This window comes from Leeuwenhoekiella sp. NPDC079379, assembly GCF_044542075.1.
Lineage (GTDB): Bacteria > Bacteroidota > Bacteroidia > Flavobacteriales > Flavobacteriaceae > Leeuwenhoekiella.
The window spans coordinates 304,550-325,316 of record NZ_JBITTU010000006.1 but is presented as its reverse complement, the minus strand read 5'-3'; the positions used below and the strand labels follow the sequence as shown (position 1 = coordinate 325,316).

22 protein-coding genes and 1 tRNA gene are annotated in these 20,767 nt (G+C 34.9%); 6 read left to right on the top strand and 17 right to left on the bottom strand.

The window, feature by feature from the left end; genetic code table 11:
* From ACIGAM_RS13340 to ACIGAM_RS13325, 4 genes are all read right to left on the bottom strand, one after another.
* A partial coding sequence (locus ACIGAM_RS13340) for a DUF6520 family protein (protein ID WP_396511941.1) occupies positions 1-125 on the bottom strand: 125 nt, incomplete at its 3' end.
* An 11-nt stretch (positions 126-136) separates the two neighbouring features.
* Positions 137-646, bottom strand: a complete 510-nt coding sequence (locus ACIGAM_RS13335; protein WP_396511933.1) for a MauE/DoxX family redox-associated membrane protein — start codon at positions 644-646, stop codon at positions 137-139.
* Between the two features lie 74 nt (positions 647-720).
* On the bottom strand, positions 721-1,659 hold the full coding sequence (locus ACIGAM_RS13330) for a helix-turn-helix domain-containing protein (protein ID WP_396511932.1): 939 nt from the start codon (positions 1,657-1,659) through the stop codon (positions 721-723).
* A gap of 44 nt (positions 1,660-1,703) precedes the next feature.
* Entirely contained in the window at positions 1,704-2,078 is a 375-nt protein-coding gene (locus ACIGAM_RS13325; RefSeq protein ID WP_035899377.1) for a hypothetical protein, read from the bottom strand.
* Between the two features lie 252 nt (positions 2,079-2,330).
* Between ACIGAM_RS13325 and ACIGAM_RS13320 the strand changes: the two genes are divergently transcribed.
* Together ACIGAM_RS13320 and ACIGAM_RS13315 are read left to right on the top strand one after the other, a co-directional pair.
* Positions 2,331-4,733 carry an aminotransferase class I/II-fold pyridoxal phosphate-dependent enzyme gene (locus tag ACIGAM_RS13320; protein WP_396511931.1) on the top strand — a complete coding sequence of 801 codons (2,403 nt, stop codon included), beginning with the start codon at positions 2,331-2,333 and terminating at the stop codon, positions 4,731-4,733.
* Between the two features lie 11 nt (positions 4,734-4,744).
* Positions 4,745-6,445: a helix-turn-helix domain-containing protein gene (locus ACIGAM_RS13315; protein ID WP_396511930.1), complete on the top strand. Its 1,701-nt coding sequence runs from the start codon at positions 4,745-4,747 to the stop codon at positions 6,443-6,445.
* 8 nt (positions 6,446-6,453) lie between these two features.
* Here the strand turns inward: ACIGAM_RS13315 and ACIGAM_RS13310 are convergent, their stop codons facing one another.
* The 3 genes from ACIGAM_RS13310 to ACIGAM_RS13300 form a co-directional block, all read right to left on the bottom strand.
* Positions 6,454-6,960, bottom strand: coding sequence for a cysteine peptidase family C39 domain-containing protein (locus ACIGAM_RS13310; protein WP_396511929.1), 507 nt, complete (start codon positions 6,958-6,960; stop codon positions 6,454-6,456).
* A gap of 122 nt (positions 6,961-7,082) precedes the next feature.
* The gene (locus tag ACIGAM_RS13305; protein ID WP_396511928.1) at positions 7,083-8,297 is read right to left on the bottom strand and encodes a site-specific integrase; all 1,215 of its coding nucleotides are present in this window, start codon (positions 8,295-8,297) and stop codon (positions 7,083-7,085) included.
* 227 nt (positions 8,298-8,524) lie between these two features.
* Positions 8,525-8,599, bottom strand: a tRNA-Pro gene (locus tag ACIGAM_RS13300).
* 257 nt (positions 8,600-8,856) lie between these two features.
* Here ACIGAM_RS13300 and ACIGAM_RS13295 point away from each other — a divergent pair.
* Positions 8,857-9,306, top strand: a complete 450-nt coding sequence (locus ACIGAM_RS13295) for a hypothetical protein (protein WP_396511927.1) — start codon at positions 8,857-8,859, stop codon at positions 9,304-9,306.
* Position 9,307: 1 nt separating this feature from the next.
* Here ACIGAM_RS13295 and ACIGAM_RS13290 read toward each other — a convergent pair whose 3' ends face one another.
* The gene (locus tag ACIGAM_RS13290; protein ID WP_396511926.1) at positions 9,308-9,673 is read right to left on the bottom strand and encodes a c-type cytochrome; all 366 of its coding nucleotides are present in this window, start codon (positions 9,671-9,673) and stop codon (positions 9,308-9,310) included.
* 77 nt (positions 9,674-9,750) lie between these two features.
* Positions 9,751-10,878, bottom strand: a complete 1,128-nt coding sequence (locus tag ACIGAM_RS13285) for a PQQ-dependent sugar dehydrogenase (protein WP_396511925.1) — start codon at positions 10,876-10,878, stop codon at positions 9,751-9,753.
* Between the two features lie 157 nt (positions 10,879-11,035).
* Here ACIGAM_RS13285 and trxB point away from each other — a divergent pair, with 157 nt between their 5' ends.
* A complete protein-coding gene (trxB, locus tag ACIGAM_RS13280) occupies positions 11,036-11,992 on the top strand; it encodes a thioredoxin-disulfide reductase (RefSeq protein WP_396511924.1) in 957 nt (318 codons plus the stop codon).
* Positions 11,993-12,068: 76 nt separating this feature from the next.
* On the opposite strand, the gene ACIGAM_RS13275 is transcribed toward trxB, so the two are convergent.
* Both ACIGAM_RS13275 and aroB read right to left on the bottom strand, forming a co-directional pair.
* Positions 12,069-12,413, bottom strand: coding sequence for a hypothetical protein (locus tag ACIGAM_RS13275; RefSeq protein WP_396511923.1), 345 nt, complete (start codon positions 12,411-12,413; stop codon positions 12,069-12,071).
* 75 nt (positions 12,414-12,488) lie between these two features.
* The gene (gene aroB, locus ACIGAM_RS13270) at positions 12,489-13,568 is read right to left on the bottom strand and encodes a 3-dehydroquinate synthase (RefSeq protein ID WP_396511922.1); all 1,080 of its coding nucleotides are present in this window, start codon (positions 13,566-13,568) and stop codon (positions 12,489-12,491) included.
* An 88-nt stretch (positions 13,569-13,656) separates the two neighbouring features.
* Here aroB and ACIGAM_RS13265 point away from each other — a divergent pair, with 88 nt between their 5' ends.
* Positions 13,657-14,829, top strand: a complete 1,173-nt coding sequence (locus ACIGAM_RS13265; protein ID WP_396511921.1) for a proline dehydrogenase family protein — start codon at positions 13,657-13,659, stop codon at positions 14,827-14,829.
* Between the two features lie 49 nt (positions 14,830-14,878).
* Here the strand turns inward: ACIGAM_RS13265 and ACIGAM_RS13260 are convergent, their stop codons facing one another.
* From ACIGAM_RS13260 to ACIGAM_RS13235, 6 genes are all read right to left on the bottom strand, one after another.
* A complete protein-coding gene (locus tag ACIGAM_RS13260) occupies positions 14,879-15,262 on the bottom strand; it encodes a hypothetical protein (protein WP_396511920.1) in 384 nt (127 codons plus the stop codon).
* Positions 15,263-15,277: 15 nt separating this feature from the next.
* Positions 15,278-16,474, bottom strand: coding sequence for an alanine dehydrogenase (locus ACIGAM_RS13255; RefSeq protein ID WP_396511919.1), 1,197 nt, complete (start codon positions 16,472-16,474; stop codon positions 15,278-15,280).
* Between the two features lie 86 nt (positions 16,475-16,560).
* Positions 16,561-17,124: a hypothetical protein gene (locus ACIGAM_RS13250; protein WP_396511918.1), complete on the bottom strand. Its 564-nt coding sequence runs from the start codon at positions 17,122-17,124 to the stop codon at positions 16,561-16,563.
* Positions 17,072-17,209, bottom strand: coding sequence for a hypothetical protein (locus ACIGAM_RS13245; RefSeq protein ID WP_396511917.1), 138 nt, complete (start codon positions 17,207-17,209; stop codon positions 17,072-17,074). Before ACIGAM_RS13245 ends, ACIGAM_RS13250 begins: the two co-directional genes overlap by 53 nt.
* Positions 17,210-17,464: 255 nt before the next feature.
* Complete coding sequence (gene tsaE / locus ACIGAM_RS13240) at positions 17,465-17,872, bottom strand: tRNA (adenosine(37)-N6)-threonylcarbamoyltransferase complex ATPase subunit type 1 TsaE (protein ID WP_396511916.1); 408 nt, start codon at positions 17,870-17,872, stop codon at positions 17,465-17,467.
* A 26-nt stretch (positions 17,873-17,898) separates the two neighbouring features.
* Positions 17,899-19,449: a PglZ domain-containing protein gene (locus ACIGAM_RS13235; protein ID WP_396511915.1), complete on the bottom strand. Its 1,551-nt coding sequence runs from the start codon at positions 19,447-19,449 to the stop codon at positions 17,899-17,901.
* A gap of 82 nt (positions 19,450-19,531) precedes the next feature.
* Here ACIGAM_RS13235 and ACIGAM_RS13230 point away from each other — a divergent pair, with 82 nt between their 5' ends.
* Positions 19,532-20,761 (top strand): HD domain-containing protein, encoded by a 1,230-nt coding sequence (locus ACIGAM_RS13230; protein ID WP_396511914.1) that lies wholly within the window; start codon positions 19,532-19,534, stop codon positions 20,759-20,761.
* Positions 20,762-20,767 lie beyond the last annotated feature (6 nt).

Genomic DNA, 20,767 nt, shown 5'->3' with positions numbered 1-20,767 from the left:
GTTAATTGAGTAGGAGTACCATTCAGGTTAATCCATCCATTCGACTGGCTTGCGGTGTTCGCAAAAGCCAAACCTACTGCCAGCCCCAGTGTCATCACCGGGATCATTATTTTAGAATTTTTCATAATAAAAACTATTAATTTGTTTTGCCTACTCTGTTTTTCAGGTTTTCGGCTGCTCCTGCATCATCGTGCGCACGACTAATTTCATAAGGCGTTATTTTTGTAAAACGGGAAAACAGATAGCTGCCGCAAATAGCCAGAGCCGTAAAAACCAGGTTGAAGAGCAAATGCTGACTCCAGGTTAAATCATTAATGATTCCGCCACAGGAGCAGGGTAGTTCTGGACTGAATAGCATCATCCCGGCTATATATATTGTAAATACGCTCATCAATACTGCAGAACCCAATAACCCAAGCCGGCGTGTTTTAGGTACTAGAAGTAATGCACTAAGCACATATTCACTTACAGGCACTGCCCAAGTTAATAATTCAGCAACAGGTTTGAGAACGGGCACCTGTTTCATTTGAACTGTAAATTGCTCGAATTCGATAAGTTTTCCCGTTGCAGCGTATATCCAGAGAAATACCAAAGCGGTACAGATAACAAAAAGTAAATTTGAATTATAAGCTGACTTGAGATACATATCAAATATTTGTATGCAAGGTCAGCAACAATAATTTGCAAATAATAAAGTGATTTGTACCTCAGGGATTTATCCTATTTTCTAAGGTGACTCGGACTATAACCGTATCTTTTCTTAAACGATCTTGAAAAATGAGCAACGTCACTAAAGCCAATAAGTTTTGAAATAACTTTGATTTGAATTCTAGTAGACTCAAGTAGTAGTACTGCTTTTTTTAAACGTTCTTCCATTTGAAATTTATAGACGGTAATCCCATACAACTCTTTAAAACCCTTTTTCAATTTGTATTCGTTAGTTCCAAACGTATGGGCTAAATCCCTTAGAGATATTAAGGATTGATCAAGGTGAGATTGAATGTAATTATGTATTTCTTTCATAATACGCACATCAACCTCCCGTTTCAAAACAGATTTAGCTTGCTTGGGTGTTACTTCTCCGTTTTTGATTCGTGCAATGGAATTTAGATTCCTTTCATTCTGTTTCAGAATATTGACCGTTCGTACTCCTGTAAGCATTAAATAGACATTGGATTTGGTTAATTCCAACTGATTGAGAAAAAAACTGACCGGTAAGCTTAGTTTCTGCGCTACTTTCAGTTGAAGATTAATTTTTGGAGGGTAGTTAACAGGTTCAATCATTTGTGAATTCCACAATGTTCTTGATTTTTTATCGAGGCATTTTACAAAATCAGTACCAATGATTGTTTTTGAGTTTAATAAAGGAAATTCATGAGTTGAAGATGAAAAATGTTTAATCTTTAAATCAGAATCTAGCACAAATACGATATCTGCAACGTGTTCTTGGCTTTGACGCGTATGGATTAGATACAAACTCTTGTAGGATTCCTGGAGTTCCTCAGCCATCATATTTAATAGCATCGTGATCGTTTCCAGTTCATCATTGTGCGATGAGCTCGGAATTCTAAAATTAAAATTCCCACTGGCCATTTCAATAATCATGCGATTGATACGCATTACGCGTTTAATATCTTCACCTTCTAATTGTCGATCCATAGTTACAGATTATTAAATTTAAGTAGGGGAAGAGATTAGAAAAACTATTTATAAGGCATCAAAAACGCTATAGCTTTTGTTTGGTTTGTAAAAATTCCGGTTGGTACCAGAGGTTTATTATTTTGAATAAAAAATTCTGCCTGTGCCTGGCTTTTTAAGGGCTGTACTAAAAAACTAATCGCTTTAGCAAAAGTGGATCCTTCGCGTGCTAAAAAGTCTCTGGCAATTTTATCGGAGTCTACAATTCTTCTAACATCGCATAAAATAGGATAGGGGCGTTCATTTTGAAACGATAGCCGATCGGCTACGATACGTTTTGCCATATCGTAACCTTTAACTACAATCGCTTTGTATGAACAAAAAAGGATTGAGTCTTCAATCCAGAAAATGGCATAATCTGTTTCTAGTACTTCGTGCATAATAAAGAATACTACTACAAATTAAAAAAAATAATTTTTATCAATTTTTAAGTCAGTTGCATTTAAGGGATTTTGTAATCAATTGTAGTCTATTCATAGAGATTATTGTCTCTCAGGGATAAAAAGTTGTCTTTAAGGGATAGAGAGATCCAGGAATAAATCCTCTAATAGGTTAGTATATAAATATTTACATAGTTTAAGGTCTGAATTTAAAATCAAGACTTCATGGCAAAGATTAAGCACAATAATTTTTTGGATTCAGTTGACGATGTGATGGTACGCGCCAAAGAAGAAGGGGTACTTCATTTGTATGCCAGTGGTAGTAAGCTTAGTGGCAGGTATCTTGAGATTAAGGGTAACAAACACTATCACTTTGGTACTACAGGATATCTAGGCCTTGAGCAGGATCCCCGCCTAAAAGAAGCAGCCATTCAGGCTATTCGGGATTGCGGGACTCAATTTCCGCTTTCCAAATCCTACATCTCGCATCCGCTCTATGAAGAACTGGAGCAGCAAATGGCTACTATTTATAATACCCCGGTAATTATTACCAAAAACAGTACCCTTGGGCATCTGGCCGTACTACCGGCAGCGGTAAGAGATGAAGATGCGGTAATTCTAGATCATCAGGTGCATTGGAGTGTACATCATGCTACTGAAATTATTAAAACACGTTCCATTCCTGTAGAAATGGTCAGGCACAATAATTTAGACATGCTTGAAGATAAAGTGAAGCAATTAGGTAGAACTGCTAAAAAAGTTTGGTACCTGGCAGATGGAGTGTATTCTATGTTTGGGGATTTTGCTCCGATTAAAGACTTGATGAATCTGACTAGAAAATACCCGCAATTGCATCTATATTTTGACGATGTGCACGGAATGAGTTGGAAAGGGAAACATGGTAGTGGTTACGTGATGAGTGTATTAAAGGAAGTACCTAAACAAGTTTTGCTTATAGGAACTTTGAGTAAAACTTTTGGAGCCAGTGGAGCGACGGTCATAACTTCTGATAAAAAGCTCTATGCCCAAATTAAGAATTTTGGAGGTCCCCTTACGTTTTCAGCCCAACTGGAACCGGCATCAGTGGCTGCAGCAATAGCCTCATCCCGAATTCATTTATCGGATGAAATTTATGAACGACAGCAGGATTTGCAAAATCGGATAACCCATTTCAATACGCTGCTTTCTCAGACTGATTTACCATTAATAGACCACAATGAGTCTCCGGTACACTTTATAGGCACAGGAACTCCTGCGACTGGATACGAATTAGTAAAATTGATGATGAAGGATGGATTTTATACCAATCTGGGTATTTTTCCTGCAGTACCTGTTAAGAATACCGGAGTACGCATCACCATTTCCACCCATAATGAATTGGAAGATATATCCGGCCTGGTGGACGCCTTGTCCATAAACTACAAGCTGGCGCTCGAGCATACGCATACTTCTCTGCAACGGGTACGCAGGGCTTTTAAACTACCTGAAGCTAAGGCATCTAATAATCGTGATCCTTCAAAATATTTTGGCAGGTTTCAGGTCAGCCTGGAATCAACCATAACCAATATCGATAAGGATCTTTGGAATACCCATATGGGAGGGAAGAGCATTTACGATTGGGAGGGTTTACAGGTTTTAGAGCAGTCATTCACCGGTCATACTGCAAAAGAAAACAATTGGGATTTTAGATATCTGATTATTTCAGATAACACAAAACCTGTTTTAATAACCTTCCTAACGAGCTCCATTTGGAAAGATGATATATTTTCTAAAAATGAAGTCTCAGCCTATTTAGAATTAGAGCGTAAAACCAATCCGTACTATTTCACTTCAAAAGTTTTAAGTATAGGTTCTTTAATTACAGAAGGGGATCATCTGTACATAGATTTTGATTTCAAGAATTGGCAAGAAGTATTAGTCCTGTTTTTCCGGATTCTTGAAGATTTAGAACGCGAATTTCAAGCAGAGATGATCGTTTTGCGGGACTTCAGAAATAATACCAGACTACATAAAGCATTCAATTTACAAGGTTATGTAAGGATTGATATGCCAGAATCTGCCCAATACAAAAATTTTGAATGGGAGAATGAAGCAGATTATATCAGTAGCCTTAGTAAAAAATCACGAGTTCATTTTAGAAAGGATATCGCGCCCTATCGGGAAAAAGTTCGAATTGAGATATGCTCGTCATTAAATGAAGCAGATTTAGAACGTTGCTATCAGCTTTATAAAAATGTCAAGCAGGCAAACCTCGGACTAAACACGTTTACGTATCCCATCCAGCTATTCCAGAATATGAATACAAATAGTAATTATGAATTTATCGTGCTTTGTAGTAATGAGATTGACAAAGACAGGTTAATTCTTGGAGTGATGTTTTGCTATAAATCAGCCAAAACCTATGTTCCAAACCTAGTAGGGCTTGATTATGAATATGTAAACGAGTATCAAACATATCGGCAATTATTGTATCAGACGATTATAAGAACTAAGGAATTGAGATTTAATCGTATAGACTTTGGAATGACTGCTGGTTTTGAGAAACGTAAATTAGGAGCTGAGATCATTCAAAATGTAAGTTACATTCAGGTGAAAGACAACTTCAAATTAGAATCCTTGGGCATCTTGCAGGGAGCCACTAAAAAGTTACTCTAAATTGAAAGCCTATGTTAGTGCTCAGTTTATGGATATTGGTTTCTATTTCAGGGGTTCCACAGCAGCAAGCTCCTGATAGACAACTGTCATTCCAAGTTGACATTCACGATCTTTATTACCGAAAACACCTCGATGCGTTAAATATTAATCAGCTAAGGGCTGCATATGATGAGCGAGAGGTAGAATTGCATCAGCAACGGCTGATCACTGAAGCTTACCTAAACAAGGCTAGGAAAGCTAAAGACAGTTTTGAAATCGCCAGAGCTTTTGACTTTGCAGCCCGTCTGTATGATACGCAAACCAATTTAAAATACAGCGACAGTATTATACTGTATTCTCAAAATTGTTACGACTATACTTATCCGGCATTGGGCTATATGCTGAAAGGCTATTATCACTACGAACTTGGAGCTTATGAAGAATCCCTGAAAGCCTATTATAATGCTTACGATTTGGCACGGCTGAATCAGAATAAAGAACAGGAAATCGAGATAAGCCAGGTCTTGGGAGCTTTTCAAAATAGATGGGGAGATTACACCAAGGCTATTGAAATTTACGAGAATCACATGGACTACTTGAAAACATTACCTGATTTTGAAGCAGTTTATCTTGAGGATTATTTAATCACGCTTCACAATCTGCAACTGGCATATCAGCGAGCGGGTAATTACGAGCAGGCAGCCCAATTTATTGAAATCGGACTGGAAGAAACATTAAAGACTTCCGACCGATTGTTCTTTTACGATTTTTTACACTCAAAAGGAGTTAATGCTTATTGGTTGGATGCGTATCCAACAGCCGAAAAGCTTTTAAACGAGGCGCTATCGGGAATCTCTGAAGATCTATCTGTAGTTTCAGTATCGTATTACTATCTGGGACAAATTGCTAAAAAAATCGGTGACGTATCTCTGGCCAATAACTATTTCAAAAAGATAGATTCATTATACAATCTAAATAAGGAGGTCTACCCAGAATTAAAAGAAGTGTACATTGATTTGATTATATTCAGTCAAAACCTCCCAGATTCTGAAGAAGAGCTCTATTATACACGTAGGGCATTAGCGGTTGATTCCGTCATTAATTCAAACAAACTCTATTTAAAGGCCAGTTATCTCAATCAGGTAGAAAAGCCGAGACTTTTGGAGGAATTAGATTCTGAAAAGCAGGCTTATAAATGGCGGTATATGAAGCAATTTTTGCAATTCAGTTTAGTAGCCTTGGCCCTTGTATTTTCGGGTATTTATTTAAAATCCAAATTCAAAAGAGTTAAGAAATTCTCATGTAACGCTTCAGAACCTCTGAAGATCATGGAAATTGATGATAATGATGATCCTGCTGAGCCAGTTCTTACCGAGGAAATAAAAATTGTTCTGCTACGAAGGCTCCAAAACTTTGAAGACCGGCAGCAGTATTTAGATGCCGAGCTAAGTCTTTTTAGTCTCGCTAAGGATTTAAATACCAATTCAGCATATCTCTCAAGGGTCATTAATGAAACTAAAAAAATGAATTTCTCGAGTTATATCAATGAGTTGCGCATTGAATATTTAATAAAAAAATTAGCAGATGACACCCAACTTCAATACTATAAAATTCAGGCTTTGGGAGAAGAAGTAGGTTTTAAAAGGGCTTATTCATTTTCTAAAGCTTTTGAAAAGAAAGTAGGGGAGAAACCATCTAGTTATCTCAGACAATTGCGATCTGTAGAAAACTGAATTAAAAATCATTTGTATTGAAATAGATATTTGGAAATAAATCCAAATCCAAATTTGGAGTCCTTTTCAAAATCAGAGTCATACAATTTGGGGGTGGGTTCTAATAATAACGCTATCCCTTCTTCGGTATGATCATCTGCATTATTGCCGATCCAGGATTTGATGAAATCGTTTTTAAAATATTTCAATAATCCATGGGCAGGATCAGAGATGTAGAAAGTATCGTTCTTTATTTTATAGAGAACTATGTAGTGATTTTTATTCCAATGTAAAATGCAGGGTAGGGGAGCTTCTTTAAGTTTATTTAAATTAATACGGACACCAATGGAACGAAAACCAATTTGCTCTGCTGCTTCACTAAGCGATAAAAGATTACTACCAGAACGTGTAGTTTCACTTATAGTCCTTAAAGATTGAATAGATAAACCTTGACCATAATGCTTAGCAATGATTTTAAGACATGTAGGGCCGCAGTCTTTAAAATCGGGTTGCCGGTATGTTAGGAACTTTTTCAAACCTTAATGATGACTATTAAATATAAGTTTTAAATGTCTGTTAATCAGTATTTAAAGTTATTTTTTTGAAATTTCAAAAAAATCTTTTTTAAAAAGTATTAATTTTTATCGGTTCTTTTTGTTTACAATCTAGTTCTTAGAATTTCTATATCAGAACTAATTTTCTCTTCTAAAACCCGCGCATAGATTTGTGTGGTTGAAATCTTGGAATGACCAAGCATTTTTGAGACAGTTTCAATTGGAACTCCATTTGCTAGGGTGACACTCGTAGCAAACGTGTGACGTGCCGAGTGAAAAGTCAAATGCTTAGGTATTTTTAGTAATGTAGCTATGTCTTTCAAATACGAATTGACTTTTTGATTTGAATAAACAGGAAACAATAGACCATCGTGCAGCTCGGAATACTTTTGATATTTACTTAAGAGGTGGAGGGGTATGGGAAGTAAAGGAACTTTTACTACCTGTCCATTTTTTTCTCTTTGAGTAAATATCCAATCGCTGTCGTCTATTCCTTTTACAATATTATTTTGATGAAGATTCTTAATATCAATGAAGGATAATCCGGTATAGCAGGCAAAAATGAAAATGTCCCTAACAATTTGAAGTTTAGAAATCTTTAAATCTGCAGTCTCAATTTTTTGTAATTCATCTTTAGTCAAATATTGTTTTTCAAATTTGCTAAATTTTAATCTATATCTGGCAAAAGGATTTTTTTCTAACCATCCAAGATCCAAAGCGAAATTCATCAGTTTACGAAGCCGCTCTAAATGCTTCATGATACCGTTATTACTTAATGGATTTGAAGTCTGAAGTGGAGTGCCTTTCCGCAAATAATGTTCAAAATCAATAATGAAACTATAATTGATCTGTTTAAGAAATAAGTCGGGACTATTCTTTTTTTTAATTAAAAAGTGCTGGATATATTTCTTTGTGGTATAGTAATTTTTTAAAGTGCCAGGCTTGAGAATACCTTCCATTTTCTCATTATGATACGTTACTAATTCCAGAAGTGTTTTATTATTCTGATCCTGACCTAAAAAACGAGCTTTTATTGATCGTGCTGTAACTACATTAAATTCATCAAGCAGATCATTATGACAGGTTAATAGTTTAGTATAAACCTGATCTAGATAACTGTTCAACGCTTTTCCTTCTGCAGAGCGCAAATTGGTCTGTTTTAGTTTGGTGTCCCAAAAGGTAACCGAAGTTTGCTTTTGTAAACTGATTTCTGCTCGTTTTCCATTAACGGTGATACGTGCATAAATTGGTGCTAAATCTTCATTTCTTTTAGAAAGATTAAGCCAAAAATGAATGTTGAATGTGTTGGAAGTGCCCATAGACTCTCGCTTTAGGTTAATAATCGATTTGTTTACGAAAGTCAAATCGAAGCGAAAGTCAAACCTGATCGGTAGTTCAGATTTTAATTAAAATCAACTTTTTGGAGGTAACCGAATAGGTAACTTTTTTGTTGATTTTAAAGCTAACTATATGCAATCAAAAAATATTAGAATTACTGATATTCATATAGTTAGCATTTTTTTGGTACTGTTAAATACCCCTTTAGTCGGGATGAGAGGATTCGAACCTCCGCTCTCGCGCCCCCCAGACGCGCACTTTAACCGGACTAAGCTACATCCCGAATTCTTGAAAAAAGCTAAATTTTACAAGAGTGCAAATATAAATAAATGCATAAGACCGCAAAGTGAATTTATAGAAGAAACCAGTACTATTTAAAATTTATAGATTTCAAAAACTAAAATCAACACTTCCTAAATTGATTATTGATTCTTCAATATATATGCAAAATAGTTAAGTGATTAATTATTTATAAGGTTTGTGTTTGTTGATTATTTATTTTATGTAACTTAATAGTGTTTATAATTAAACACTTAGATTATGAAACCATATATATTAAGTATTGTAACAGGAGTATTTATATCACTAATTACATTAATCTCTACTCCAATTAAAACTATGATTGATCCAAATATTCAAGGTACTTGGGAGCTAAAAGATTTTTATTATTATGATGATAATAAAATTATTGATACTGTAGGAGCTACCGATGGTTACCGCCAGATTAAAATGTATACTAAAGACCGTGTAATGTGGACGCGCTACGTGCCTAAAGATTCCGTAGAATGGTTTGGTTATGGAACGTATAGTGTTCAACAAAATAAATTGGTTGAGACCCTAGAATACGGTTCTGAAAGTATGATGGAAGTTTTAGATACGCTGCGAATATTCACTTTTGAACTACAACTTTCTCAAAATAAATACAGTCAAATAAGTACAGATGCTGAAGGCAACCGCATATTTTCAGAAAATTATATTCGCATTGAATAAGTTATTTTGAAATTTTGCTAACTTCTTCTTCAGTAACAATATCTGCTTCATTACCCCAACTGTTGAAGATATAATTCATAACATCTGTCACCTCGTCATCATATAATCCTAGACCGGGCATAATACTGTTGTAAGGAGTACCGTTGACGATTATTTTACCTTTCAAGCCATATTTAACGGCACTTATACTTGCCTGTCTGTTCTTAAGTAAATAATCTGCATGTGCTAAGGGTGGAAAGGTACCTTTTATACCTTCACCTTGTGCCATATGACATTGCATACAGAAATCTTCATAGAGAATAGCACCTCGCTTTATGCTATTTGTTAGCACAGTATCTGTGATGATTTGGTGTACTTTAGGTTCCACAGAAAATTTAAAGTTATTTTCTTTCAAAGTAAACAGAGTAACTAATGCAACCGCCCCTAGAATTAGTATTGATATTTTCAATTTTTTACAAGTTTTACTATTCCTACTCCTTCAACACCAACATAAATAAAACCGTCTGCCGCTTGAATCACATTGCGCACTCTACCAATGCCATCTAGTAACTTTTCGCGCTTTATTACCTTGTTGTTATCAAGATATAGAGCTTCCAGATAAACAAATTTCAAAGAGCCTACAAGTAAGCTACCTTTTAATTCAGGATAGTTATCACTCGTTACTAAAACCATACCGCTGGGAGCGATAGAGGGAACCCAATAATACAAGGGTTGTTCCATACCCTCTTTCTTAGTTTCTTCGGTAATATCTGTTCCGCTATAATTAATACCGTATGTAATTACTGGCCACCCATAATTTGCTCCTTTTTTTATGATATTAATCTCGTCACCACCGCGTGGTCCATGCTCATTTACCCAGATTTCATTAGTTTGAGCATTAAAAATCATGCCCTGTGGATTGCGATGACCATAAGACCAGATTGCAGTTTTGGCATTGGTTTCGTTTACAAACGGATTGTCATTGGGAATGCTACCATCTAAATTAAGACGGTAAACCTTGCCGTTATCACGGGTGATATCCTGGGGGTTTATATCGCGTTCACCACGTTCTCCTGCACTAAAAAATACATGCCCATCTGTATCAAAAGCTATTCTACTGCCGAAATGCTGTCCCTTCGTAGTATTAGGAGACGCTTTATATAAAATCTCTTGAGAAGTAAGCATACCTCCAGTTAGCTTAGCGCGCATCAAAGCAGTATTACCGCCTTTCCCTTCACCTTCTGTAGAAGCATATGTAAGGTAGAGATAACCGTCATAAATGTAATCTGGGCTCAATTTTAAATCTAACAAACCCCCTTGACCGCGATTGTATACTTCGGGAACTCCTTCAATTTCTATTTTAGTACCATCTTTAAAATGAATAAGTTTTCCTTCTTTTTCAGTTATCAATAAACTTCCATCTGGAAGAAATGCCATTCCCCATGGGTTGATAAGATCGGGCACAAGTACCTCGTAACTGTAATTATTAGAAACTGTAATTTCTATATCATTTACTTTAGTCTCTTTAGGATTTTGAGCACATGCTATAAACGTAGATAGAAATACAAAGTAGAAGCGTGTAAATACTTTCATGTTTTTTTGTTTAAATATAAATAAGTAAGAAGTTATTCTTTGAGAAATTGGCTAAAATTTGTAATTCAGTAGTTTAATAACGACTTACAAAAGTGTGATTGTACTTTTAAAAAGTGTTTTTAAAAGGGTACTTTTGTAAGAGTTAAAAATATATATAATGGCAGTAGAACGAATTAAATGTTTAATTATAGGCTCTGGACCCGCTGGATATACAGCAGCAATTTATGCGTCACGAGCAGATTTAAAACCTATAATGTATACAGGGATGGAACCTGGAGGGCAATTAACCACAACTACTGAAGTTGATAATTTTCCCGGTTATCCTGACGGTATAGATGGCCCTACAATGATGATGCAGCTGCAGAAGCAAGCAGAACGTTTTGGCACTGAAGTACGTATAGGTATGGTTACTAAAATTGAATTGTCTCAGGAAGTAGGAGGGATTCATAAAGCAGTTGTTGATAATACTACCGAAATAGAAGCAGAGTCAGTTATAATATCTACCGGGGCAACAGCACGTTATCTTGGCTTGCCTAGTGAACAGCGTTTGCGTGGTGGAGGCGTATCTGCTTGTGCAGTTTGTGATGGTTTTTTCTACCGAAATCAGCGTGTAGCCATTGTAGGTGGTGGTGATACAGCAGCAGAAGAGGCGACCTATTTAGCAAATATTTGCGAGCACGTAACGATGCTTGTGCGTAAGGATGAGATGCGTGCTTCAAAAGCAATGCAACATCGCGTTACTTCTCGAAAAAATATTACTGTTTTGTACAATACTGAAGTAGAAGAGGTGCTAGGAGAGCAGGTCGTAGAAGGTCTTAAGATGATTAATAATGAGACTAAAGAAACTACACAAATAGATATTACAGGTTTATTTATAGCAATAGGACATAAGCCCAATACAGATATATTTAAAGGTCAATTAGAGATGGATGAGACCGGTTATATAATAACAGAATCTAAATCTACAAAAACCGTAAAGCCGGGTGTATTCGCCAGTGGAGATGTACAGGATAAAGACTATAGACAAGCGATAACAGCAGCTGGGAGTGGTTGTATGGCTGCACTTGATGCAGAACGTTATTTGTCTGATGTAGAAAAGCCTGTCGAGGCTTAATTAAAGATTTAAATCAAATTAAAAAAGCTCCCAATACTTAAATATTGGGAGCTTTTTATATTAACAAATATTGTAATTAATCAATATCATCTTCGTCATCAACATCCTCATCAATAGGTTCAACGATATCATCATCGTCTTCATTAACTATCTTTTCTGGTAAGTCAACAATGGGTTCATTTAAATCATCTACATCATAATCATCTACATCATAATTCTCCATAGATGTTTCTAATTTCTTACTAACCTTCACAAGGTATATTGTATCAGCTGTACGAACTTCAACACACTCTATTAGTTCATTTTTAGCATTCTTAAACGAGATGATCTGATCATCGTCATATCCGTAAGGATACTTATCTACTAAGAGAGCAAGTATTTCTGGTGTAAGCTTTTTATAATCAACGATAACGCGTCGCATATATAGTATTTAAAAGTTATTCCTATTTAAGGTTAAATGTAAAAAAAAACGTTTTGCATAGACAACACAATTGTCTTATTTATTACATAAATTTTTATAAAAATCAAAAGCATTGAAAATCAATTCATTAGAAGCTTTTTGATTTAATTTTGGTTTACCTAAATCCTCTAGAAGAACAAAATAGATATTGCCGTGGCTATTTTTTTTATCATATTTCAGCAAGGTAATGATCGCTTCAATATCAGAATCGTTAAAAGACACCAGATCGTAAAATTTTAAAATTGATTTAGATAATTCTAATGCCTTATTAATATTAAGTCCCGTTAGTTTTGTAGAAAGATAATTGGCTAAAATCATTCCTATGGCAATGGCTTCTCCATGTAATAATCTGGTCTTATCTCGAGCTTCCATAAAATACGATTCTATAGCGTGACCCAGCGTGTGACCATAATTAAGGCTTTTACGAATTCCTTTTTCAAAGGGATCTTCTAGTACAACCTCATTTTTAATTACTATAGATTGATGTATAAGTTCTGATAAACTATCAAAATCTGAATATGAAGCAGATTTAACAGCATTCCAATACAATTCAGAATTGATTAAACCATGTTTCAGCATTTCAGCATAACCACTACGTAATTCTTCTACAGGCAATGTATTTAAAAACGTAAAATCTACGAGTACTAACTGAGGATTACTAATTACCCCAATTTGATTTTTTAAAGCACCCAGATCTACACCAGTTTTACCTCCTACGGAAGCATCAACCATGGCAAGTAGGGTAGTAGGAACATTTATAAAGTCTATACCTCTTTTAAAACAACAGGCAACAAAACCACCTAAATCTGTAACAACACCACCACCTAGATTAATAAGTAAACTCTGGCGGTCTGCATTAAGTTCTGATAAAGCAGCCCAAACACCTTCACAAGTTTCCAGATTTTTAAATTCTTCACCAGGCTCGATTTCTATAATTTCAATAGTTTGGGATGTCTCAACTTGTTGAAGAAAATGAGCAAGACAACTTTCGTGGGTGTTACTGTCTACTAATATAAAGAGAATACTATATTCTTTCTCCTTTAAAATTTTGTTCAAATTTTGATAACCAGAATCTGTAAAAACTACATCGTAGTTTTTTGCTTTTATAGCTTGCATGTTAAAGTACTTTAAAAATGTGAAATTAGTATCTTTTATTAAAACTAGGTTTGCGATTGTGATTATATTTGGCGCCTAAAGTTGAATTATGTTAGAACAAAAGATATTTGATAATACAAAAAATGCATTTTCTTTAAAAACAGATAGTGAGTTAGAGCGTGCCTATTTTCTTTTTAAGATGATATCAAAGCAACCTCTGGTAAAAATAGGTACTGCTGTTACGCGTTTTGCTTTAAATGCAAACCTTCCTGTAGAAGGTCTTATACGGGCAACCGTTTTTGATCATTTTTGTGGCGGTGTAAGTGAGAAGGATTGTGTTTCAGTTATTGAAAAGATGTATGACAAAGGGGTTCACTCTGTTTTAGATTTTTCGGTTGAGGGTAAAGAGACCGAAGATTTATTTGATGAAGCTCTAGATCGTGTTATTAGTCTTATTCGTTTTGCTAAAGATAAACCGGGTATGCCTTTTTCGGTTTTTAAACCTACAGGTTTTGGAAGATTTGAAGTTTTTAGAAAGGTTACCGAAAAAGAAGAACTTACACCTGCCGAACAACAAGAGTGGGAACGCATTATTACTCGTTTTGATACTATTTGTAAAGTTGCTAAAGAATGTGATATAAAATTACTTGTAGATGCAGAAGAAAGCTGGATGCAGGGTGCTGCAGATGACTTGGTTTTGACTATGATGCGCAAGTACAATACAGAAAAGCCTATTGTTTTTAACACATTACAATGCTATCGTTGGGATCGTCTTGCTTATTTAAAAGAATTGCATCTAGACTCTATAGAAAAGGGGTATAAACTAGGAATGAAGATCGTTCGCGGGGCTTATATGGAAAAAGAGCGAGCCCGTGCAGAAGAAAAAGGATATGATTCTCCTATTTGTAAAGACAAACCAGAAACTGATGCACATTTTAATGCGATGCTGGTATACGTTTTAGACAATCTTGACGATATCTGGGCATTTGTAGGCTCCCATAATGAAGAGAGCAATTATCTAGCTATCGAAATAATGGAGCAAAAAGGAATTGTTTACGAAGATCCGCGTATATGGTTTGGACAACTTTACGGTATGAGTGACCACATAAGTTTTAATTTAGCTGAGAATGGTTACAATGTGGCTAAATATGTCCCATTTGGACCAGTAAAGGATGTTATGCCTTATTTAATACGCAGAGCGGAAGAAAATACGTCTGTTGCAGGTCAAACTAATCGTGAGTTAAGTTTGATAAAACAAGAACGTAAAAGAAGAGATGTTTAAAAAGATAAATCTTAGAAAAATAGACTGTTTAAGTAAAATTTTAAGCTGTCTATTTTTTTTCTACACTTAATACTGTAAATTTTTCATTACAGTTCTCTAAAGTTGCTATAATAGGTGTTTCTACAGATTCCTGAGAATAAATATTGTAAAAACCACAAGGTTCTCTGCGGGTATCACTTTTATTAAAATCTACCTCACCCTCAAGGAATAAAACATTTAAATCTGTTGTATCTAATTGTAATGCCTGGAGTTCTTTTTCGGCATTTTGAGATAATGCATAGCCATTATTTCGTATAGTCTTTAAAACACGCGCGTTAGGCATGTAATCGCAAGAAGGAAGCTCAACCCCGCTGCCTTTAACAAAAAAAGCAAGTAAAATAAGACCAATAGAAAAACCACCTAAATAATAACCGGTGCGATGTAAAACTCTCATAAGTTTAAATAGAATTTAGAAAAATAAGAGATTGATATCTCTAAAAGGTAAATCAAACCACTCTGCAACAGATTTACTGGTTAGAATTCCGCGGTAAAAATACAATCCATTTTTTAAACCTTTGTTCATGCGCAGGCTATTTTCTAAGCCTCCGTGTTCGCCAATTTCAAGCAAATACGGTGTAAAAATATTACTTATTGATATAGAGGAAGTTCGTGCGTATCGCGAAGGTATGTTGGGCACACAATAATGAATAACTCCATGTTTTACAAAAGTAGGTTTATCGTGCGTAGTAACTTCGCTAGTTTCAAAACAACCGCCCATATCTATACTCACGTCTATAATTATAGAACCCGGCTTCATATACTCAATCATAGTTTCAGTAACAATAACTGGAGATCTGTCTTTACCACGTACAGCACCTATAGCAACATCACAGCGGCGTAAGGCTTTTAAAAGATTTTTTGGTTGAATGGTAGAGGTGTAAATAGGTTGACCTACATTTACCTGTAAGCTTCTCAACTTAGTAAGAGAGTTGTCAAATACTTTCACATTTGCACCCAATCCTAATGCTGATCGTGTTGCAAACTCACCAACGGTGCCTGCACCCACAATGACTACTTCAGTAGGAGGAACACCACTTATATTACCAAACATAAGACCATTTCCATGATTTTGCCTTGACATTAGCTCAGAAGCCAATAATATAGAGGCAGTTCCCGCAATTTCGCTCAAAGCTCGTACTGCAGGATAGGTTCCATCAGCATCTTTAATAAATTCAAAGGCTAGAGCAGTAATACGCTTTGTGGCTAGTACTTTAAAATATTCTTTTTTTTGCGTTTTTAATTGTAACGCAGAAATTATAACGGTTTGTGGTTTTATCAACTCTAACTCTTCTAAAGAAGGTGGTTCTACTTTAAGAACCATTGGGCATCCAAATACTTTAGCTTTATCTGCAGTAATTTCTGCACCAGCCTCAGAATAATCGTGATCAGAAAACCGAGCGTCCTCACCTGCATTAGTTTCCATTAACACACGATGGCCATGAGCAACAAGAGCACCTACAGCATCTGGTGTTAAACAAACTCGTTTTTCTTGGAAGTGATTTTCTTTAGGTATCCCTATAAAAAGAGAACCTTTACGCTGTTCTATTTCTAGTTTTTCTTCTTGAGGAAGTAATTCTTCTCGAGTAAACGGACTGTTTGAAATCATTTGAGAGTTTATCGTATTCTAGTTTTCAAAATACGGATAAATATAATAAGGAAAAAAGACCTGGGAAAGGTATATTTTTAATGAAATTAACCCATAAATAAAGGCTCATCGTCGTCATCATCAATATCATCATTTTGAAAACTTTTTAAGTTTTCATGTTTGATTTCTCCCTTTAAAGAAACACGCTCTAGTTCTGATAAATCAATGTTGTGGATACGGTCAAAAATTTTCATTCTGATTGTATAAAGAAAAATGAGTGCGACAAGAATTATGGGTGCCATATAATAAATGTCCACACTATCGGTAAAAGCCAAGTCATCATTAAATGTACTCATGATTTGAAAGAAATACATGCAAATAGGAACTAGTATTGCATGATACCACCAGTGCTTACAGGTAAAAAACCAGATTAAAAATAAAAGTAAAGGAATAGTCTTACTAAATATTATCCACGCCACGACATCTACGCCATCAAAATTTATACTCTCATATTTTAGGGTTAATCCAAAAAAAGAAGTTTCCCACGTTTTGGAACGTGGGAAACCTTCGTATAAATAGAAAAAATAAGGTGAAGCAGCAATGAATGCCGCTACTAGACTACCCGTTAGTAGGGATAGAGATCCTGCTTTTCTCAATTTTCTTTGCTGCATAATCTGCATTGTCGTTTTGTACTGTGTAAGTAACTGCTGTTGCACCTGCAATTAAAAGGCCTAGGAGTAAAGCTTTAATTTTCATAATGTAATGTGTTTGAGTGTTAATGATTTGTTGATACAAAGATGCTCAACACAGAACACAATACATAATTTAAAATAATACCTACTTTCGCAAGTGTTTAAAACACATTAAAATATTTCAAACAGTTTATAATATGCAACCAAGTTAACAATTATAGTTTTAACAGAAAAAAAAATCCTTCTAACATTAAAAAAATAATACGCGTAAGTAAAAACTTACATTTACAAATTGAGGTAAAATTCTAATTTTAACATATTAAATAAAATTTAGTTTACGACCCTCTTCATTCAACGAAATTATTTTCGCTGAATGGACATCATAATCATCAAAAATGTTAATTCTTTCGGGCCATTCAATAAATTTCCAACAATCCCGTTGCAAATATTCTTCAATACCTAAATCATAAGCCTCATCTTCGGTTTTTAATCTATATAAATCAAAGTGTAATATCGACTCTTCATTTACTCCCAAATATTCATTCAAAATTGAAAATGTGGGGCTCGATACAGTATCATTAGAACCTAATTGTTTTACTAATGACTTTATTAACGTCGTTTTACCAGCTCCCAAATCACCGTAAAATAGAATGGTTTTGTGATTAGCTGAACTTAATATCTGTTCTGCTACTTCACTAATCGCAGACAAATTATACGTAATTTCCATACTTCCTCATGTTTACGTAAAAACTTCTACCTTGGATTTAAAACAACAAAAGGAATTATCATTTCTTCAAGAGATACACCACCGTGTTGATACGAGTTACGGTAATAGCTCACATAATGATTATAGTTGTTAGGGTATGCAAAAAACAAATCACCTTTTGCAAAAATAAATGAACTACTCATGTTAATAGATGGCAAATGAATTGCCTTAGGGTCTTTTGCAGCTAACACATCTTTATCTTCGTAAGTAAGACTTCGTCCTGTTTTGTATCGTAGGTTTAGGCTTGTGTTTTTATCCCCTATAACCTTAGAAGGATTTTTTACATTTATAGTACCGTGATCTGTGGTAAGAATTATTTTAAAACCCAATTGCTGAGATTTCTGAATCATTTCAAGCAATGGCGAATTTTTAAACCAACTTTCTGTCAATGAGCGATATGATTTGTCATTAGAAGCAAGTTCTTTTATAACTTCCATCTCTGTTTTAGAATGACTCAGCATATCTACAAAGTTATAAACTAAAACTGTTAAATCGTTGTTTTTAAGTGAGTTAAAATTTTCAACTAGCTTTTTACCGCTTTTTAGGTTGGTTATTTTGTGGTATTCCCATTTAAGATTTAATCCCAAACGTTTTAATTGAGCTTCAAGGAATTTATCTTCGTTCATATTTTTACCTCCTTCTTCTGTATCATTCAACCAGAGATCGGGATGTTTTTTCTCCATCTCGCTAGGCATTAACCCAGAAAATATAGAATTACGAGCATATTGTGTTGCCGTAGGAAGAATACTGTAATAGGTGCTCTCACTTTCTTTTTTATAGTAATTACTTATGATAGGTTCAAAAGATTTCCATTGATCATATCTTAAGTTATCTATGACAATTAAAAGTACAGGTGCTTCAGCAGTTTTTAAATGTGGCGCAATTCTTTCTTTAAATAACGTATGAGACATTGTAGGTTTTTCTTCATCAACAAACCAGTCTTCATAATTACGCTCAATAAACTTAAAAAATTGATTATTAGCTTCAGTTTTTTGAGATTCTAAGATCTCTTGCATACTTTGATCCTCAATACCTTCAAGCTCTAACTCCCAATAAATAAGTTTTTGATACAACTCAGACCATTCTTCATAAGAATTGACCTGAGCCATATCCATAGCTATTTTTCTAAACTCTTGTTGATAATTGAGTGTAGTCTTTTCTGAAACTAATCTACTTGTATCTAAGTTCTTTTTTAAACTCAACAGAATTTGATTGGGATTTACTGGTTTTATAAGGTAATCAGCAATTTTAGAGCCTATAGCTTCTTCCATTATATATTCCTCCTCACTTTTAGTAATCATAATTACCGGTAAGGTGTCGCGTTTCGCTTTAATCTCACTAAGCGTTTCCAATCCTGTTAAACCTGGCATGTTTTCATCTAAAAAAACAATGTCAAAATTTTCTTCTTCTACAAGTTCAATTGCCTCTGTACCACTTTGGCAGGTTGAAACTTCATAGTTTTTCTTTTCTAAAAAGAGTATATGTGGTTTGAGTAAATCGATCTCATCATCTACCCATAGTATTTTTATAGTGTTCATAATAGTATATTTGTTAAATAATTGGTCTAAAACCCCAATTTTAATACGTGAAGTATTTATTTAAACCAAAAAGGATTTCTGTTTGCAGACCAGCCACAAACTTACAATAATTAACGACCCTATATATGGGTTTATTACTATACCCAAAGGCCTCATCTTTGACCTAATACAGCATAAATACTTTCAGCGTTTACGCCGGATTTCTCAAATGGGTTTGTCTTACCTTGTTTACCCGGGAGCACATCATACACGATTTCACCATGCGATAGGGTGTTTGCACATAATGCAAAAAGCGCTAGAAAAGCTTGATGAGAAAGGTGTTATGATTTCAAAAGAAGAAAAAGAGGCAACTATGATTGCGATTTTACTTCATGATATAGGTCACGGTCCTTTTTCTCATGCTATGGAAAACAGTATTGTTGAAGATGTACATCATGAGCAGATTTCGCTTCAGTTTATGGAGACACTCAATAGAGAGTTTAACGGAAGTTTAACCCTTGCTCTAAATATTTTTAAAGGAAGTTATCCCAGACCTTTTTTACATCAACTGGTTTCCGGGCAGCTTGATATGGATCGTACAGACTATCTCAAAAGAGATAGCTTTTATACGGGTATGGCAGAAGGAAACATCAATACAGATCGCATATTAGCAATGCTTAATGTAAAAGATGATGTTTTAATGATTGAAGAAAAAGGTATATATACTATTGAAAAGTTTCTCGTAGCGCGTAGATTAATGTACTGGCAGGTTTATTTACATAAAACGAGTCTGGTAGCTGAGCAGGTTTTAGTACGTGTTCTCAAGCGTGCTAAAGAACTTACCAATGCTGGCGCAGAACTTGAAGCTAGTAAATCACTCGCTTTTTTTCTCAAAAAGAAAAATGCAGAAGGTGTTTTTGATACACAAGCATTAGATATTTTTTCGTCTTTAGATGATTATGATATTATAGCTGCAATGAAGGCTTGGTGTGATAATGATGACTACGTGCTTAGCAGATTATCTCAAATAATTATTTACCGAAATCTTCCAAGAATCAAAATAAAAAAGAAACCTTTTGATAAGGATTTTGTAGAAGCTGAGAAGAGGAGGGTTAAACAGATGTGTGGTTTGAGTGATCATGAGGTAAATTATTTTGTTTTTACAGGCACGATTACAAACCAGGCTTACACGTTGAAAAAGGAAGCTATAAATATTTTAACCCGAAAAGGAAAGGTAATAGACGTGGTCTCTGCTAGTGATCAACTAAGCTTAAAAGCTTTATCTAAGGTGATCACTAAAAACTATATATGTTACCCCAAGCATTTAAATTAAGCCTTT

Bases quoted from the DNA above. Each gene is read 5' to 3' on its own strand.
- ACIGAM_RS13335 (WP_396511933.1), bottom strand. From the start codon at position 646: ATGTATCTCAAGTCAGCTTATAATTCAAATTTACTTTTTGTTATCTGT.
- ACIGAM_RS13330 (WP_396511932.1), bottom strand. From the start codon at position 1,659: ATGGATCGACAATTAGAAGGTGAAGATATTAAACGCGTAATGCGTATC.
- ACIGAM_RS13325 (WP_035899377.1), bottom strand. From the start codon at position 2,078: ATGCACGAAGTACTAGAAACAGATTATGCCATTTTCTGGATTGAAGAC.
- ACIGAM_RS13315 (WP_396511930.1), top strand. From the start codon at position 4,745: ATGTTAGTGCTCAGTTTATGGATATTGGTTTCTATTTCAGGGGTTCCA.
- ACIGAM_RS13305 (WP_396511928.1), bottom strand. From the start codon at position 8,297: ATGGGCACTTCCAACACATTCAACATTCATTTTTGGCTTAATCTTTCT.
- ACIGAM_RS13295 (WP_396511927.1), top strand. From the start codon at position 8,857: ATGAAACCATATATATTAAGTATTGTAACAGGAGTATTTATATCACTA.
- ACIGAM_RS13285 (WP_396511925.1), bottom strand. From the start codon at position 10,878: ATGAAAGTATTTACACGCTTCTACTTTGTATTTCTATCTACGTTTATA.
- trxB (WP_396511924.1), top strand. From the start codon at position 11,036: ATGGCAGTAGAACGAATTAAATGTTTAATTATAGGCTCTGGACCCGCT.
- ACIGAM_RS13275 (WP_396511923.1), bottom strand. From the start codon at position 12,413: ATGCGACGCGTTATCGTTGATTATAAAAAGCTTACACCAGAAATACTT.
- aroB (WP_396511922.1), bottom strand. From the start codon at position 13,568: ATGCAAGCTATAAAAGCAAAAAACTACGATGTAGTTTTTACAGATTCT.
- ACIGAM_RS13265 (WP_396511921.1), top strand. From the start codon at position 13,657: ATGTTAGAACAAAAGATATTTGATAATACAAAAAATGCATTTTCTTTA.
- ACIGAM_RS13260 (WP_396511920.1), bottom strand. From the start codon at position 15,262: ATGAGAGTTTTACATCGCACCGGTTATTATTTAGGTGGTTTTTCTATT.
- ACIGAM_RS13255 (WP_396511919.1), bottom strand. From the start codon at position 16,474: ATGATTTCAAACAGTCCGTTTACTCGAGAAGAATTACTTCCTCAAGAA.
- ACIGAM_RS13250 (WP_396511918.1), bottom strand. From the start codon at position 17,124: ATGCAGCAAAGAAAATTGAGAAAAGCAGGATCTCTATCCCTACTAACG.
- ACIGAM_RS13245 (WP_396511917.1), bottom strand. From the start codon at position 17,209: ATGAAAATTAAAGCTTTACTCCTAGGCCTTTTAATTGCAGGTGCAACA.
- tsaE (WP_396511916.1), bottom strand. From the start codon at position 17,872: ATGGAAATTACGTATAATTTGTCTGCGATTAGTGAAGTAGCAGAACAG.
- ACIGAM_RS13235 (WP_396511915.1), bottom strand. From the start codon at position 19,449: ATGAACACTATAAAAATACTATGGGTAGATGATGAGATCGATTTACTC.